Origin of the sequence: Rhizobium sophoriradicis (assembly GCF_025200795.1) — a bacterium.
Taxonomy (GTDB): Bacteria; Pseudomonadota; Alphaproteobacteria; order Rhizobiales; family Rhizobiaceae; genus Rhizobium; species Rhizobium sophoriradicis.
In genome coordinates, this window is sequence record NZ_CP104152.1 from 788,708 (window position 1) to 805,090 (window position 16,383).

General features: G+C 58.7%; 15 protein-coding genes and 2 pseudogenes. 9 read left to right on the forward strand and 8 right to left on the reverse strand.

Annotated elements, in window-relative coordinates; genetic code table 11:
- The first annotated feature begins 50 nt into the window (after positions 1–50).
- The 4 genes from N2597_RS03820 to N2597_RS03835 all read left to right on the forward strand — a co-directional run bounded on the left by N2597_RS03820 (position 51) and on the right by N2597_RS03835 (position 2,992).
- Entirely contained in the window at positions 51–947 is an 897-nt protein-coding gene (locus tag N2597_RS03820; RefSeq protein WP_096763970.1) for an alpha/beta fold hydrolase, read from the forward strand.
- Positions 948–1,035: 88 nt separating this feature from the next.
- The gene (gene aac(3) / locus N2597_RS03825) at positions 1,036–1,851 is read left to right on the forward strand and encodes an aminoglycoside 3-N-acetyltransferase (protein WP_183598926.1); all 816 of its coding nucleotides are present in this window, start codon (positions 1,036–1,038) and stop codon (positions 1,849–1,851) included.
- Between the two features lie 119 nt (positions 1,852–1,970).
- Complete coding sequence (locus N2597_RS03830; protein WP_039618494.1) at positions 1,971–2,312, forward strand: hypothetical protein; 342 nt, start codon at positions 1,971–1,973, stop codon at positions 2,310–2,312.
- Positions 2,313–2,455: 143 nt separating this feature from the next.
- Positions 2,456–2,992, forward strand: a complete 537-nt coding sequence (locus N2597_RS03835) for a YidB family protein (RefSeq protein ID WP_183598928.1) — start codon at positions 2,456–2,458, stop codon at positions 2,990–2,992.
- A 505-nt stretch (positions 2,993–3,497) separates the two neighbouring features.
- On the opposite strand, the gene N2597_RS03840 is transcribed toward N2597_RS03835, so the two are convergent.
- Positions 3,498–4,343, reverse strand: a complete 846-nt coding sequence (locus N2597_RS03840) for a dienelactone hydrolase family protein (RefSeq protein ID WP_245435288.1) — start codon at positions 4,341–4,343, stop codon at positions 3,498–3,500.
- Positions 4,344–4,476: 133 nt separating this feature from the next.
- Between N2597_RS03840 and N2597_RS03845 the strand changes: the two are divergent.
- From N2597_RS03845 to N2597_RS03865, 4 genes and pseudogenes are all read left to right on the forward strand, one after another.
- Positions 4,477–4,785, forward strand: a pseudogene (locus N2597_RS03845) (transposase); the annotation flags it as partial.
- Positions 4,786–5,018: 233 nt separating this feature from the next.
- Positions 5,019–5,940: pseudogene (locus N2597_RS33695) on the forward strand (integrase core domain-containing protein).
- Positions 5,941–6,121: 181 nt separating this feature from the next.
- The gene (locus N2597_RS03860; RefSeq protein ID WP_225881432.1) at positions 6,122–7,075 is read left to right on the forward strand and encodes a phage tail tip lysozyme; all 954 of its coding nucleotides are present in this window, start codon (positions 6,122–6,124) and stop codon (positions 7,073–7,075) included.
- A 481-nt stretch (positions 7,076–7,556) separates the two neighbouring features.
- Positions 7,557–7,979 carry a class I SAM-dependent methyltransferase gene (locus tag N2597_RS03865; protein ID WP_225881433.1) on the forward strand — a complete coding sequence of 141 codons (423 nt, stop codon included), beginning with the start codon at positions 7,557–7,559 and terminating at the stop codon, positions 7,977–7,979.
- Between the two features lie 43 nt (positions 7,980–8,022).
- Here the strand turns inward: N2597_RS03865 and N2597_RS03870 are convergent, their stop codons facing one another.
- From N2597_RS03870 to N2597_RS03900, 7 genes are all read right to left on the reverse strand, one after another.
- Entirely contained in the window at positions 8,023–8,985 is a 963-nt protein-coding gene (locus tag N2597_RS03870) for a class I SAM-dependent methyltransferase (protein WP_077990179.1), read from the reverse strand.
- A 17-nt stretch (positions 8,986–9,002) separates the two neighbouring features.
- A complete protein-coding gene (locus N2597_RS03875; RefSeq protein WP_183598932.1) occupies positions 9,003–10,010 on the reverse strand; it encodes a fatty acid desaturase family protein in 1,008 nt (335 codons plus the stop codon).
- 41 nt (positions 10,011–10,051) lie between these two features.
- The gene (locus N2597_RS03880) at positions 10,052–10,915 is read right to left on the reverse strand and encodes an O-antigen terminal fucose tri-O-methylation protein WreA (RefSeq protein WP_039618505.1); all 864 of its coding nucleotides are present in this window, start codon (positions 10,913–10,915) and stop codon (positions 10,052–10,054) included.
- Between the two features lie 16 nt (positions 10,916–10,931).
- Positions 10,932–11,573, reverse strand: a complete 642-nt coding sequence (locus tag N2597_RS03885; RefSeq protein ID WP_225881434.1) for an O-antigen terminal fucose tri-O-methylation protein WreF — start codon at positions 11,571–11,573, stop codon at positions 10,932–10,934.
- A gap of 110 nt (positions 11,574–11,683) precedes the next feature.
- Entirely contained in the window at positions 11,684–12,466 is a 783-nt protein-coding gene (locus N2597_RS03890) for an O-antigen terminal fucose tri-O-methylation protein WreD (RefSeq protein ID WP_039618509.1), read from the reverse strand.
- Positions 12,467–12,468: 2 nt separating this feature from the next.
- On the reverse strand, positions 12,469–13,800 hold the full coding sequence (locus N2597_RS03895) for a GDP-L-fucose:lipid-linked oligosaccharide alpha-1,4-O-methyl-L-fucosyltransferase WreB (protein WP_077990177.1): 1,332 nt from the start codon (positions 13,798–13,800) through the stop codon (positions 12,469–12,471).
- A 4-nt stretch (positions 13,801–13,804) separates the two neighbouring features.
- Complete coding sequence (locus tag N2597_RS03900; protein ID WP_183598934.1) at positions 13,805–14,872, reverse strand: lysylphosphatidylglycerol synthase domain-containing protein; 1,068 nt, start codon at positions 14,870–14,872, stop codon at positions 13,805–13,807.
- 151 nt (positions 14,873–15,023) lie between these two features.
- Here N2597_RS03900 and N2597_RS03905 point away from each other — a divergent pair, with 151 nt between their 5' ends.
- A complete protein-coding gene (locus N2597_RS03905) occupies positions 15,024–16,355 on the forward strand; it encodes a hypothetical protein (protein ID WP_183598936.1) in 1,332 nt (443 codons plus the stop codon).
- The last annotated feature ends 28 nt before the right edge of the window (positions 16,356–16,383 follow it).

A 16,383-nucleotide genomic window follows, 5' to 3' on the forward strand; every position in this document is an offset into this window, starting at 1 on the left:
CTTGCGCTCTCGCCGCCGGAACTTTTGCCGGCCTGTCGGGTTTGCTGCGCATGTTGAAGAAGCACCCCACCCAGCCCAGACTCGGGACGATCAGCGTCATCGATGACCGAGAGGTTCATGTTCTTGAAAGCGGTTCGCCAAACGGAAGCCCGGTTGTTGTTCTGCATGGCTGCGGCAGTCTGGCGGAGGAGGTGCTGCTCCCGCTCGAAAACAGCAAACACCGGCTGATCGCCATCGATCGTCCCGGCTACGGCTTGAGTTCCCCGCTGCCACCACCGGAACGGGGGCCGCTCGGCCAGTCTTTCTGGATTGAGCGCTTTCTCGAGACCTTGGCGGTCGGGCCTGTAACGATCGTCGCCCATTCGATCGGCAGTGCCTCGGCCCTTCATCTGGCTGCCCGCCGATCTGAGCTCATAAAAGCACTCCTGTTGATCTCGCCTTGCTGCAGTCCGCTTCCTCCGAAGCCCTTGATCCTGCTGCGCGCCGCGGTTGCGCCTTTGATAGGGCCGCCGATCCGCCGCCACATCATGCCCCGCTGGGCCTCCTTCTTTCTCCGGCACGGGCTTCGGTCATCCTCATTCCCCAATGCTCTTCCCGCCCATCTGAACCTGTTGCCTGCCGGCCATATGATCCGGGCAGGAGCGATCGAGACGATGGCCGACGAGCTGCGAGTTTTCAACCGGGACATGGCTCTGCTGGCAGGCGAGCCCGAGCAGCTTCCCGTCCATGTGCTCTTCGGCTCGCAAGACCTCATCGTCGATCCGAACCGGCACATCGCTTGGCTTCGGCAAAGATATCCCGGCCTTCTTGTGAAACGCCTTGAAGGCGTCGGCCATATGCCGCATCACGTCGCCCCGGCTGTGGTGTTGCGGATGCTGAACGCGATCATCGAAGAGCGTTCTCCCTTATCGGCGGTCGATCCTCCGCGATTGACGGACGTCGCGTGAACCCTGGAGATCGGCCGCAGTTGCACGCGGACCGATCATTTTACGAAGAAGCATTGACTCCCGCAGGCGGCGCCAGGATCCTTGGCCGATGACCGTCCCGCATTTTCACACGCGCCTTTCGCTCGGCCAAAATCTCCAGCAGCTTGGCCTGCGCGCCGGCGACATGGTCATGGTGCATGCCGCAATCAGCAGGGTCGGGCGGCTGCTCAGCGGTCCCGACGTCCTGATCGATGCGCTGCGCGATGCGGTGGGGCCTTCGGGCACGATCGTCGCCTATACCGACTGGAACGGCGCCTATGACGAATTGCTCGACTGTGATGGACGCGTTCCCGAGGAATGGCGCGCCCATATCGCGCCCTTCGATCCGGCTCTCTCCAGGGCCATCCGCGACAACGGCGTCTTCCCCGAATTCCTGCGCACGACGCCGGGGGCGCGACGCAGCGCCAATCCGGGCGCCTCGGTCGCGGCAATCGGCGCCAGGGCCGAGTGGCTGACCGCCGACCATCCGCTCGACTACGGCTACGGGGAGGCGTCTCCGCTCGCCAAACTGGTGGAGGCGGGCGGCAAGGTCCTCATGGTCGGAGCCCCGCTCGATACGATGACCCTTCTCCACCATGCCGAGCATCTCACGCGAATCCCGGGCAAGCGCCTGCGCCGATATGAGGCGCCCTTCGCCACGCCGGCGGGCGTGGTTTGGCGCATGCTGGAGGAATTCGACACCAGCGAGCCGGTCGTGGACGGGCTCGAAAGCGATTATTTCGCCCGGATCGTCACCGAATTCCTTGCCGGCGGGCAGGGTGCGCAAGGCCTGATTGGCGAAGCGCCGTCGGTTCTGGTCGATGCGGCGTCGATCTGCAGCTTCGCCGTCGCCTGGCTGGAGCAGCATGTTCAGCCGGAGAACTGAGCCGCGCGATCCGGGCATTCGCAGACTTTCGCTTACCGCCCCGGCTTCTCCTGCCGACGGAACAAAATCCCGGCGGCGATGTTGGTATGGCGATAAGCAAAAGACCATGGGAGGAATCCATGCACAAGTCTCTGCAGTTCATACTGATCGGCCTGGCCGCCATGAGCGGGTTGACGATCGCGCCGACCATTGCCGCCGCGCAGGATTTGGAATTGCGCCTCGGCCCCGGCGGGGTCGGCGTTTACGACCGGGACCGGGACCGCGACCGTTACGACCGCTACGACCGCCGCCGGCCGCGCGGCTGCGATCCCGATGACGCGCTCGACATTGCCCGCAGCGAAGGCCTTCGCCGCGCCCAGATCGTCCGCATGTCGCCGCGCAGCATCGTCGTCCAGGGAATGACGCGCCGCGGGCCGGAACGGATGGTCTTCGCCAACCGGCGCGGCTGCCCGGAAATCTGACCGGCGCCTGAGCGCCGGCGCACGGCCGCACCTTCGCAATAAATGCGGCCGGGTGGACGGTTTGGCGGCTGCCGACGCTGTTTGAGCGCGCCTGCGGTCTTGCATGAAGCTGAACTGCTTCGAACAACGATGGAGGATTCATCATGATGAGCGGTCAATTGAAGGCGCTTCTCGCCGTGCTTGCCGTTGCCGGCTACCAGAACAGGGACAAGATCGGCGAGCTCCTGCGCGGTCTCCAGAACCCGCAGCAACCAGGGCCCGGAGGCCAGCAGTCGGGCGGGCTCGGCGGTATGCTCGGCAAGCTTGGCGGCTCCGGCGGCGGGCTGGGCGGCCTCCTCGGAGGGCTCACCTCCGGCGGCATCGTCAGCGGTGGTCTCGGCGATCTCCTGAAGACATTTCAGCAGAACGGGCACGGCGACAAGATGGAATCCTGGGTGCGCCCCGGCCAGAATGCCGACATCAATGACGGCGAACTTGCCGAAGCGCTCGGCCCGGATGTCTTGAACGAGATCGCCAGGAATACTGGCCTCTCGCATCAGGAAATCCTCGGACGGCTGAGCCGCGATCTGCCGAAGGCCGTCGACGAGCTGACGCCGCAAGGGAAGGTGCCGAGCGAAGAGGAGGCGTTCCTGTCTTCGGCGAGCCAGGCGACAAGTTCCGGGCGGCCGAGCGGCGTCTAGGCGCTTTCATTCGGCCGTGCCGCGGGCATCGCTGAAACGCCCTTGCGAAATCGCCCCAGCCTCTTCAGGTTTGAACCGCAGTGATCGCCTCGCACTCCGTCTTCCTCGGGATTGACCTGAGGACGCAAGCACGTCTCCACCGTCGCTGGGAATGGATCCCAGGCTCAAGGCCTGGGATGACGGAGGGTGGGGTGGCGTGGGTGCCAGACACGGCCGGGATGCGGACATGACCTAGAACCGTCGGGAAGATTCGGGCTGACCTCGGCGAGGGCGTGTTTTCGCTCAGGCGTCACTGAATTTGCCGCAAAGGTCGCCCCACGCTCCGTCCTCCTCGGGCGCGACCCAGTGCTTGACCCGAGGATCCAAGCACGTCTCCACCGCCGCAGGGCATGGATCCCGGGCTCAAGCTTGGGATGACGGAGGGTGGCGTGGGTTGCCAGTCACGGCGGGGACGGGAGATGACCTCGAGCAATCGGCCCTGATCTGCCCGAATACGCCAAGAGTTCTACTTCCCCAGATGCTTGCGAAGAAACGTGTACACCGCGCGGATGGATTTTCCTGCGCCGTCGCGGTCGTATTTTTCGATATGGCCCAAGACCCGCTTTCCCATCGCGAATTCCGGGGCGTCGAAACCGTGATACGTGCCCTTGTAGATGTTGAGCTCGATCGGCGGGCCATCGCCGCTCAGACGGGCGAGCCTCTTCTGGCATCGTTCGGGCCGGCTCCAATTATCCCGTTCGCCAATCAAAATCAGGCTCGGCACCGTCGCATCGCCGCGGTCTGCGTCACAGGCGGGATAATAGGCAATCGCCGCCCGGAACTTGCGTTCGACGAGTTGCTCGTATCCTCCGGTTTTTGTTGCATCCAGCGTTGTGGTGCCGCCGGCCGAAAAGCCCATCAAGGCGACGCGCTCCACATCGACGAAGCCTGATTGCGACAGGAAATCCAAGGCGCCATAGGCGTCGAAGGCGCGATCGGGGACATGGCTTCGACAGGGATCCTTGACGTTGCGGGTGGTGAAGCTGTCGACAACAAGCACGGCATAGCCCCATGAGACCAGCCGCTTCGGCCAAAGCTCCCTGACGCTCGAACGCAAGTGATCGCATCCATGCATGACGACGATTGCCGGGAAGGGACCATCGCCCCGCGGCCGAGACAAATATCCGAGCAGCGGCGTGCCTTGCGGCTGCGGGAGGATTTCCCCCAGTTCCCGGGCTTTGCGGATTCGAAACGGGCTGAGCTTAACCGGCACGCTTTCGAACCGCACCAATTCCTCGGCATCAGCCGGGTTCTCAGGCGCGGTGACGCCAAGAAAAGTGACGAAGCACAGAAAAAGTCTCGCGGTTTTCACAGGCTCCTCCACCCGTGTTATCGACGGCCTGCTGCTAATATAATCCTCGATGACCGTGGATGGTATTGCCCGCCGTGCAAGTCCATGCTGACGGCAAAGGACATGGCCATCCGCCGGAGTGCGGACTGCCATGGACGAGTTGGGCAGTTGTTCGGGCAAGCAGGCCGCCATGCTGGCAGGCCTGGCCCCAATCGCCAACGACAGCGGTGCCCGAACCGGACGGCGTTCCATCCGCGCCGGCAGGCCCGCACCCCGGCGCGCCCTCTACATGGCCGCCTTGTCGGCATGTCGCTACAATCCCGCGCTCGCGCGCTTCGCAGAAACCCTCAAAGCCGCAGGAAAACCAGCCAAGGTCGTCCTTGTCGCCATCATGCGCAAACTGCTCGTGCTGGCAAACTGTCTTCTCTCTCAGGATCGACTCTGGACCCCAAATCCACCTTGACAACCAACACAGATTCTCATCCGCCCGCCGGCACCTTCTCCCCGTAAACGGGGCGAAGGGGGCAAGCCGCGACCTCACGCTTCCCCACCTCGCAGGGCACGTCCCCTCGCCCCCGTTTACGGGGAGAGGGTTAGGGTGAGGGGCAGAATCCCGGTACAGCCCGGGCTGATCCCTGACAGAATGAACCGGGTTGATGGTTGACAAGTCATAGTGCGTCGGAGGGAGGGCTTCCGATGCCATTTGTGGAGACTTGTCGCATGGAAGAACGTGTTCGGGTGCTGTCGGACTATGTTTCGGGGCATTGGAGTGTGAGTGATCTTTGCCGTCGTTACGGTGTGAGCCGGGAGACATTTTACGCCTGGCGCCAGCGGCAGATGAGCGGTGCGGACGACTGGTTTGTCGACCGCTCGCACGGTACGGTTTCGTGCCCGCATCGCACGCCGGCAGCCCTAGTCGATCAGGTGATTGCGCTGCGTCAGCGGTTTCCGCATATGGGGCCGCGCAAGCTTTTGGCTTTGTTGCAGCGCCAGTCGGCGCAGACACCTTGGCCGGCAGCCTCGACGATCGGCGACATCCTCAAACGAGCAGGTCTTGTGGAGACTTCCAGGCGGCGGCGCAGGGCCTTGGATCAGGGTCGCCCGTTCAGCGAGGCAAGGCAAGCCAATGATGAATGGAGCGTTGGACTTCAAGGGCTGGTTCCGCACCCGTGACAGCAGCACTCTGAAGGCCCAGACATCCAAACCGCCGGCCGACAATGCCGGCCAGCAGCAGGTCCGTTTCGATGCCTTCCGCCAGCACTACAACGAGGAGCGCCCGCATGAAGCGCTGGGCCAACGCCCGCCCGCCGACCTCTATCTGCCCTGCCAGCCGCGTGCGATGCCTGAGCGTCTCGACGATCCCTGGTATGATGCCGACCACCAGGTGCGCCGTGTACGTGACAGCGGCGAGATCAAATGGATGGGAGGCCGGCTGTTCGTCAGCGAAGCCCTTGCCGGCGAACTCGTCGGACTGAGCGAGCTGGAAAATGGCGATCACGTCGTGCGCTTCTGCAATCGCGACATCGGCCTCATCGGCCCGGACGGCCGCTTCCGTCGCTTCGCTCCGCCGCGCCCGCCCGGGCCGATGAGGCCCGAAGCAGCACACACGACAGAATGAAAACTGTCAGGTATCATCCCGGTCGAAAGTGTCGACCATCAACCCGGTCGTTCATCCCGACTAGCTGAGGCTCGCGATTACCCCTTGATCACCCTCAGGCGGATCATCTAAGATTACTGCAAATCCAAGCTGCGAAAACTGAATCCAGAGGTGATGTCGGCGATTACGTCGATACCGCTCTTTGATCGCATGGGTCCTTCGAGCGCCGGCCTCTTCGCCCCATTGCCCGACAACCCGCCGGTTCCGACGCCGCGACCCGCTCGTCACAACGGATTGTCGCCAGGAGCGGCCCGGCGACGATGATTTCGCTCCGCTGCCCGACAATCCACCAATCCCGACGCCGCGACCCTATCGCGGTCCGCAGGGGACGACCGGCCATCGCCGTGGATCGGCCGCACAGCCTGTCGACAGCGCCATCTATGACGACTTCATGAGGACGGTGAAAACCAAGGTCTCGAATCCCTTTGGACTCGCCACCATTGCCTCGACGGGGCAGGCCGAAAGCAGCTCCTCGCCGAAGAGGGCCAACGGCTCATGGTCCGATCCGAGCCAGAGCGGGAAGCAGGGCACATCGGGCGGCATCATGTCGTGGCGCGACGCCCGCCTGCAGAACCTCTACAACTTCGCGGCCGCCAGGGGCGAACAGCCGGGTGCGATCAGCCCGCAGACGCAGGCCGAGTTCTTCCTGCAGGAGGACCCCCGCCTGATCGCCAGGCTGAACGCCGCAAAATCCGTCGAGGAAGCGCAGCGCCTGATGAACAATGCATGGCGATTTGCCGGTTACGATCAGCCGGGCGGCGAGGCCGCCCGCAGGACCGAGCAGGCAAACAGCCTTCTGCAGCAGTTTCTGTCGCATGGCGCGGCGGATCCTTTCGCTCCGCCTGCCAATCCGCCCGTTCCGACGCCGCGGCCTTATCGCGATCCACTGGTGACGACGGACGAGCGCCGCCAGCAGCCGGCGATGTCGCCCGCTCAGCCCGGCGACGATCCCTTCGCTCCACCCGGCAACGTGCCCATTCCAACACCGCGGCCGGCTTCTCGCAATCCGCGGCAGACGATGAAGCAAACCCGCGAAGGGCCGGGGGCCGCCCTCGTCCGCGCGCTCCTTGCTCGGCAGCAAAGTGGCCTGTGGTAGCCCGATCGAGGCTCCCAGACCGAAATGCGAGTCCTTAAATTGGGTTCGTGCCGCTATAAAACTACTGGTAGCCGGGAGCCCGTTGGTGTTGTAGACGGTCAGTTCATCCTTGACTGTCATCACTTCATCAATCGAAAAACGGCCCGTCATGCTCAAACGTCTCGTCAAACAGGTTCTACCTAGCGCCGCAGTTGCAGCCGTAAATAACTGGCGGACGCGTGAGCGGTTGTACAAATCATGGAGCAAAGCGGCGGCGGCGCCCGCCTATGGGGATATGCGCCTTACAGCATTCCGGATAGAACGATCACTGCGGTTAATTGGCTAGGAGCAGGCTTATGTCCAACCACCGGCAGATCTCCTGCCCGCCATGGATATCCCTGCCGGCCGGTTCGTCGACTTCGGCGGATCTGCTGGGGAAATGTGCGCCGTTCTGCGAGAGCAGTACCCCGCCTGGTCTTTTACGGTCGTGGAGACCAAGTCGATGGCGGACGCCGCACAGGCCCTGAGGCCGGGGATATCTTTCTCCGACCAACTGCCGCCAAAGTTCGATGTGTTCTATAGCAGTGGGACACTTCAATATCTTTCCGATCCAGAGACATTGTGGCGTGAGGCTCTGAGCAGGACAACTCGGTACGCATATCTGGCAAGGAATTCTTTCTCGAACAGGAAGCTTTTCACTGTTCAGTCATCCCGGCTTTTCGACAATGGGGCGGGGCCGGTGCCTGAAGGATTCGAAAATGTTGCGATACGTTACCCGCACCAGACAGTTTCCGAAGCCTCATTGAGAGGAATCGCTGATGAAATGGGCTTTGATCTGGCCGCTCGGTTTGAGGGCCGCAACAGTGGCGTGACGGGAACCCGCGCGGATGTCTATGGAGCGGATCTCTTATTCAAGAGACGGTAGCTCCACAGGATCGTCAGGAAAGCGGCAGCAGGTCGGCTCGCGCCTATACCTTTCTTGATATTGCCTGTTGGTTCGACGTCGTCAACTTCATCGCGATAGCGGCGGTGTCAAGGAAAGCAAAAGCCGCAACCAGCGGTATATTTTTGACAGCGAAAAGCTTAGTCAAGGAAGTTTTCCACCCGAAGCGCGCCTGCACAGCTCCTTGAAGAGAGTAAACCCAGATCAAAGGCGCTGGAAGACTGCGTTGGGACTCAACAGCCAATCCCACCCTGTTTAGGAGTTCGGCCAAGCGCTCGAAATTATAGAGGTTCAGGTGCCGCGGGAAATAATATCCGCCCCAGGCGCAGCGCGCAAACAGCCGTCTGTCCCAGCCGTCGGTATTGGGAGTTTCGATCAATAACCGGCCATCTTTCGCCAAGGCGCGGACGAGACGCCGCAAACTCTCTTCCGGTTCCCAAAGGTGCTCTATGAGCTGGAGCATGACGATGAGATCGAAGGGCTGCGCCGGCAATTCCGCCGCTTCAAGCGGCGCCTCGATTACACCTATGTCCTGGCTTTCCAGAGCGGCACGCGTTTCCACCGGGAAATGCCAATCCAGACCGAAAAGTTCAAGATCGGGACGTGCCTGGCGAAGTGCAATCAAAAGTTCGCCATTGCCGCATCCCACATCAAGCACCCTTGCCCGCAAAGGGAGATGCGCGACAACGCTCTTCAGGCGCTTCCGATTGACGATTGTCTTTATTCTACCAAGAAGGTTTGCCCGGCCCTGAAATCTGTTCGAGAAGGTGCCGTAATTGGCCGGGTACATCAAAGACAGCTCTGTGATGTCGGGTCGCGGATTGAGATAGAAATGACCGCATCCATCGCATCGGACGTAGCTGAAGGTGTCTTCACTGCCGTGATAGATGTAGTCGCGGCCGGTAGCGGCAATGGTGGAGCTATCGCTGCCGCAACAGCCGCACGTTGTGGGGGTCGATCTTATATGAGTTGTCACTTGAGAGTTCATATTGTCGCGTTCGATACCTAGAGAGCCAACGCATCTTGCACCGAATCCGAGAAGTCGTCGTTCCTGCGATTTCTCGAGAGGCGGATGAATTTTGCAAAACCGCTGCGCTGCAGGCACCCCGGAAAATGCTCGTAGAATCCGCCGTCGAGGAGGTGCCTATGAAGTTTTGCGAGATTGTGCTGCGGAATGGCGGGAAAAAGATGGTGTTCGATGTGATAGTTGAAATTCGCCTGGTACATAAGCCATTTTTCAAACCAATTGGGGACTGTCGTGCGGGCCAGCGGCATCATGGCCCGCTCCCGTCCGTCCTGGTAAAGTGGATAGTCCTCGGGCTGATGCTCCGCAATGGTGCGCACGATATTCAGGGCGATTGCTACGGCAGCGATGGGATAGCCCCATAAAAAAATGTAGAGATACCAGCGGCCCGTGGCAATGCAGAGCGCAAGCAGCAAGCCGTTGAAGATAATAGTCACCATCGGCGCTAGCCAGGAAGGCGACAGCGAGTTCCCCGATGCTTTCTTTCGAGCCAGACCACCATATTTGTCAGCCGCCAGCCATACGCCCATGCCACCGCTCAGCGCCTTTACCATGACCCACGCGAGCGCCCGCAAGCCCTTGATCGGCTCGCGGTAAGGGTAACCATCCGCATCCTTCTCTGTACCGAGATGTGCATGGTGGCTCATGTGGCGTAGTCGATAGGCGCCGACCGACATCCCGACCGGCGCGGCAAAGAACATATCGCACCAGATATCGTTCTTACGGCGGCTGGAGAAGAGATGGAAATGCGACGCCTCGTGAACCCAAAGCAACATGCCCTGCGTTGCTGCGGAATTAATCAGGAATGGCAGCCACAGGAGCCACCAGGGGCCGAGGAGCGCGATCGCCCAAGAGGTCACAATCTGAATCCAGATCATCGTGGTCGCCACGATAATTGCGCGCGGTTGAGGCTGTTTCAACGATTCAAGGAAGCTCGAGTCGACAAGCCTTCTCGCTACCTTCATGCATTCATTGAACTGCGCATCCATGCAGTGACCTATCCTATCCATCCGATAACCCGCGAAGAAAGTTATCTACCTTCCTTTGAGCTCTTGCTCCTAACCAGCACATTCATGCCGCCACCTTCCGGTATCATCGCGCGTACTTTGTCGGCGTCTTCGGGCAGCTTCCTGCCGGATGCCATTTCACCGATCTCGTAGCCGCCCTCCCAGAGTAGCTCCAACAATCTGTCGAAGTCTCCGGGATTCTCAGCATAAACATAGGGAGCCAATTCAAGCATTATGCGCGGCTGGAACTTTTCAATCGTCACCGTCGCCCCAAGTAGAACCGCAAGCTCATTTCCGTCGACGTCAAGTTTGATGAAATCGACCTTGCCGACCCCAAGATCCCGCAATGTTTCGTCCAGGGTGCCGAGCCGCGCGCCCTGTGTCGACATGAGGCGACCGTGGTGTTCGCTATGCAAATCTTCAGCAACTTCCAGCGGCCAGCTTGAATAGACCGCTTCGGGCATCGCTTCGGACGCACTTGCCATAAGCATCATCTGGTGAGCGTCGATTCGCTGGGCGAGCGTCGGGTTGAGCGAAATGTTGGCCTTCTGTTTCGCGAATGCGTGAGCCGTCGGCTCGAAGGAGATTACCCTGCCGGCTCCGCCCACCAATTGCGCCAGGGGCAACGTATGGGAACCCACATTGGCGCCGATATCGAGGACGATGTCTCCATCCTTGATCAGCTCTTTATACCTGTCGAGCGTTCTGACCTCGAATCCGCCCAATAGGTAGATCGCGAAATCGACACCGTCTCTCAGGTCCAGCGACCAATTTACTCCCCGGCGTTTTGCGATCACGGTGGCGGGTAGGCCAACGCAACCCCGGACGAACAAGACAGCTTTGGATAGAGTGCGAGCGATCAGGATTTTGTTGCTGGTGGATAACATTGTCCTCAGGCCGCCTCTAAATGGTTTTGTGACTGGCGGGCGCTCTTCTTGCAACGATCAGATTGCAATATTGGCCCGCGTTTTTGGGATCAAGGCTCTCGTCATTGAAAGCAGTGCCAGGTGGATCCGCTATGTTGTGGAACTCGAAATTCAGCATCGTCAGGAATCTGGTGAGCTCGGACGGGTTCACTGACGCTTTCGACAAGCCGTAAGGCCAGAACTCCATGAATACCCGAACGTCGCGATTCTCCCGCAGCACCCGCTCGGCACCCTGCAGAACGCTCAACTCGTATCCCTGAACATCGATTTTGATAAAATCGACCCGCTGCCCTGGCGAAAAGTAATCATCCAGCTTCACCAATGGGACGTCGATGCTCACTCGCCCGTCGCCACTATCAAATGTTCGGTGATCGACATTCAGCTCGGACGAAACATACAGCCTTGTGGTGCCGCTGGCCGCTCCTACCGCGGCGTGCTGCAGCGATACATTCGACAAGCCGCTTACCGTCGCTTCAAGCTTTTCGAAGTTCGCCGGCGCCGGCTCGAAGGCATGCACATGGCCGGTCGCTCCCGTCAGAGCGGAGAACATGCGGGTATATATTCCGATATTTGCACCGATATCTGCGACGATCATGCCCGGCGAAATCATCTCGCGCATCAGTGCGCGCTCACGTCGTTCTGAAACTGCCTTCCATACGGAATAGAGAGGGTAATAAAGGGGATAACAGTGTCGATAGAGCCAATCGGCCAGACGTAGCAAAACCATCCCTACACCTCTTCCTTTGACGTGAGGCGGGCCGTGAAGAATGAAGCGAACACCTTGGGCAGCGCGGTGCCTATTGCCCTGTCGAGCTTGAAGTAAGGCTTGTAAGCCCAACCAGGCACGGGAAACTTCCTCGATATCCCGCCTGTCACCATATAGGAGAGCGAGGTGAAATAGCTGATCCTCGTCTTCTCAAGGCTATAGCAATCTGCAAGCTCAGCGAGCCAGTCCGGCCGCTGAAAGAAGATCATATGTGGCATAGCCTGATTTGAGGTCGAAAGAGGACCCTGAACGGTATCCAGAACCGGGCGGCGGATACTGAAATCCACCGGCTCATGATGGAGAAGTTTATACATCGGGTAGGATAGCCAAGACAAATAAGGTTCCGTTACATACACCCTGCCACCTTTTGTGAGCTTGCGCGTCGCCCCGCGGAGGAACGCCAGGGGATCCTTCAGGTGATGCAGAACATTGGTCATCGTAATCACATCGACGCTATGGTCCGCAATGTCAGGCAACCTCGCGATCTCGTGGCAATCGAAGACAAAGTCCAGATAGTCCAACTTCAGCACATCGGAGGTGATGACATTCGGCAGGAAGCGCTTGAGAGGCGACGTTCCGCTTCCGATTTCCAGAACGGTATTCGTGGCAATATCCGGTTCCTGTCGAAACATCTCCTGGTAGAGCTCACCATACCAGTGCATCAGGTTCGGATTTGCGCTTAGCCGCTCGCGATTTGCCAGCGTCTGAGCAAGATCGGCGTCATAGAGAGTGCTTTCGGATTCCATCGTCAGAGAAACTTTATTCGTCTTGCCGCAAAAACCAGCATGGCCAACAGAATGGCACCGTGGCGCCAACGCGAGATGTTCGTTTCGCCGTAGAGTCTTTCACGATAGCTGATCGGAACCTCGACGATCTTAAGGCCCATCCGCGCAGCTCCGAAGATCAGGTCGAAATCACCAAAGGGATCGAAATCACCGAAGTAGGATCTGTTTGCCTGAAGCTTCAGATAATTGGAGCGGCTGATCACCTTGGTTCCGCACAGGGTGTCTTTGTATCTCTGGCCAAGAACGAAGGAGAAAGCCAATGCGAAAAACTTGTTGCCCAGGAGGTTGAAGAAACGCATCGCCTCCTTTTCCATGGGATAGACCAGGCGAGTGCCGTTGATGAACTCACCTTTTCCGTCCTTGATGGCATTGTAAAATTTCGGCAAATCCTCGGGCGGGACCGTCATGTCCGCGTCGAGAATCATCAAGACGTCCTTTGTGGCCAGCGAAAAACCCTTCCTGACGGCGTCGCCTTTTCCCTTGCCATCCTGCTGGTCAATCAGGATCGTGCGTTCGCCGCCATAACGCTGCTGCACTTCCTGGATCGCCTTCCAAGTCGTGTCGGTCGAATTGCCTTCGATAAAAATGAGTTCATCATCCGGCCCCATAACCGGCAGTCGCTTGACAATATCCTCGATATTTCCGGCCTCGTTTCTCGCTGGAACGACAATTGACACCGACGGCTCAGCCTTCGACGCGTCATGGCTGATCGGCCTCGCAATCGCGATGTTGAGAAGGCATAGCGTTCGAAGAAGCGGAAGAGGAGCAAGGCAACGGTTAACAAAGCCACTGATCAGTGGGATGTAAACCGGGATTAGGACCTTCTGGTCCAGTCGTATCAACTCGAAGTTTTCAAGCGTCAGAAGATTCTGGACGTCTTCATGAGCAAGCCAATTCGATTCAGGAACTCGCCGGCGCAGACCGAGCTTGGATGCCAGAGTCGCAAGCGGCCGCCACATGCTGCTGTAATAGGTAAGCACAAGCCGTGTCTCTTGCGAGCACAATGCACGTGCCTGAGCCAACATGCTCTGTATGTCTCGTTCGTAGTGGATGAGACCGCTGATGATCAGGTAATCAGGTTTGTTGTCAGCGACGTGCTCGATTTTAACGACCTTATGCTCGTCAAATTCATTCACAGATTCCGCCGGTTGCGCGCTCGAGCGAAATGCGACCTTACCCTGAGGAAATTTACCGACCAGAAGCGGCGTCGTCGGATCGATCTCGACCACAGAATTCTGGCTTAAGACAAACAGTCCAATGTACTTTCTCAAAAGAGAATAGAAATAATCCTTCACAGAGCTACCTCAGGGCTAAGCGGTTCAATCGCCAATGTCCCAGGATGAGGGCTGCTGGCACGACGTAGACCACAAAAAAGAGAAAATGAACGGCCGTTGCCAGGAGCAACCCCTCCGAGGGTGAACGCCCTAGTATTACGAATGCCGAAACGACGGAGGCGTGGAAAGTACCGACTCCGGATGGCGCAGCTGGGATCATCAGGCCCAAGCCGCCGGCGAACAACACGAACAACGACTCTTGGTAACTCAGCGCGACGCCGACAAAACGGCCCACGCAGATATACGCAAGCGCATATGCCGAAAGCCACAGAACCAGCGTGAGAACAGCAGGAACGATGGTCACCGAAAGAGATAGGCTTCGTGCGGAATTTCGGATGAAATGAATAATGTGGCGGTCAAAGAAATCCTGCAGTCGCACGAGACCGAAGACGGGTCGCAATATCGGGACAAGCCGATCGCTGAAATACCTTACGAGAACTGCCGACAGAAATATCCCAGCTATTGCACCAAACATGATGACCAGCAGAACATTTCGGTATTCGGAATTCAGTGTATGGCTCAGCAAGACCAAGGAAAATATACCGACAGAAATGATCGTCACCAGGTCGACCATTTTTTCGATCAGAAGCTTACCAAGAGCGTCGGCGTAGGGGACAGTTGCGACGACACGGCTGTAATGTACGCGTAAAAGGTCTCCGCCTCTCGCAGGAAGGAACATGTTGGTGCCAAGACCGAGCAGGGAGGCCATGAGGGACGCTCCGTAACCGATCCTACCGTCCAGCAACAGTCGCCATCGCACCGCATAACCCACGGCAATGCCGAAGGTAACAAGCATGAACCACAGGAGCGATGTGACGGATATTCCGCTACGAAAAATGCGGACAGCTTCCTCCCAATCCACTGCCTTTAGCAGGAATATCAGGAAGAGTAGGCTTATTGCCGAGGCTATAAGCATCTGCAAGCGTTGATGATTAAAGAGGCCGCGTATCACGTTTGCTGGGTTCTCTTTCGAAGCGGCGGCGCCATTGGACCGCAAAGGTCTTCGCTCTGCTCGGATCGCTGCCCCTAACATATTACAACAATCAGGAGCAACCCCTTGACCTCTCGCTTTCACAGGAGTTGCTGTCGCGACAGCGCTCGACCTTAGCCGGTGGCCCGTTGCCTTTTGATTCAGAGCCAATTGCCTCGCAATCCGCGGGGCCTTTTTACTTTGGAGACAATGAATGCCCAGAAACCCATCAACCGGCGTCTATTCCAAACCCGCCGGGACGACACCCTCCGTTGGCCAGGTCATCGATCCGGCGCCATGGAACGCGCTGACGACCGATCTCGGCAACGAAATCACCAACTCGCTGCCGCGCGATGGCTCGGCGCCGATGGCAGCGCCGCTCAAGGCCGCAGGCGGCACCGTTTCGGCGCCGGGTGTTGGCTTCGCCTCGAACCCGCAGACTGGACTCTATCTCAAGGGCGGCGGAGCGCTGGGTTTCACCCAGAACGGCGTCGACATCTTTTTCGACAAAGCCTCGGTCTATGCGGCGAAGTCAGGCGATTACACCGCGCTTGCCTCCGACGACAACGCCGTTCACCGCTTTACCGCGTCTGCCACGCTCACCCTGACCGCAGCGGCAACGCTCGGCGCAAACTGGCACTATTGCGTCATCGCCGACGGCGGCGACGTGACGATCGATCCGAATGGGGCAGAGACGATCGACAGCGCGGCAACCCTTGTCGTCCCGAACGGGTATTCCACCTTCATCGTCTGCAGTGGGACAGCGTTCTTCACGGATAAGCTGATTGCCAAGATCCAGGCTAAATCGGAGATCAACAACGTCGTCGGGTGTGAGACCGTCTATGTATCCAGCACTTCTATTCAGATGAAAACCGGCGAGGTGTTCTTCAATTCCAAGAACGTCGTCTATGCTTCCGCGCTGACAAAATCCCTGTCCACCACCTTCACGGCCGGCAATAGCGGCGGGTTCCTTGACACTGGCGTCATGCAGGCGAGCAAAACCTATTTTGTTCACTCTGTGCGCAACCTTACAACAGGCGTTGGCGATTGGGTTGCAAGTTTGCAATCTGTCCCGACGCTCGTTTCAACGGCAAACCTTACGGGATGGGAAGTTGTCGGGCGGGTAAATGTCGTATTGACAACGTCAGGCAATGTAATTCGTCAGTATGTTCAAGATGGTAATGAATATAGAATTGCTGTTGCCGTGCAGGAATACAATGGCTTCGGCATATCTGTCAACGACATACAGCCAGTTGGTACTCCTGCTGGGATTGCTACTGAAATTTATTGGATTCTTGCGGTTAATTCTGCGGCTAATTCATCGAGCGAGCTTGGCGCGGGAGCTGATGCTGTAACATCTCCTGTTGCAGTCTTGAATGTCAACGCGGGCAACACGGCACAAGCGGGCCGCGTATCTGCTCGCAGCCGATCGCGATCAACGGGGATTGTAACCTTTTACGCCATCACGACGGTCGGTAGCGTATCGTATACATTGCGATCAATCGGCTTTAACGACTATACCGTACCGCGCCTGAATGGAGCTTGATCATGACGATGGTTTGCGTGATGCGCGA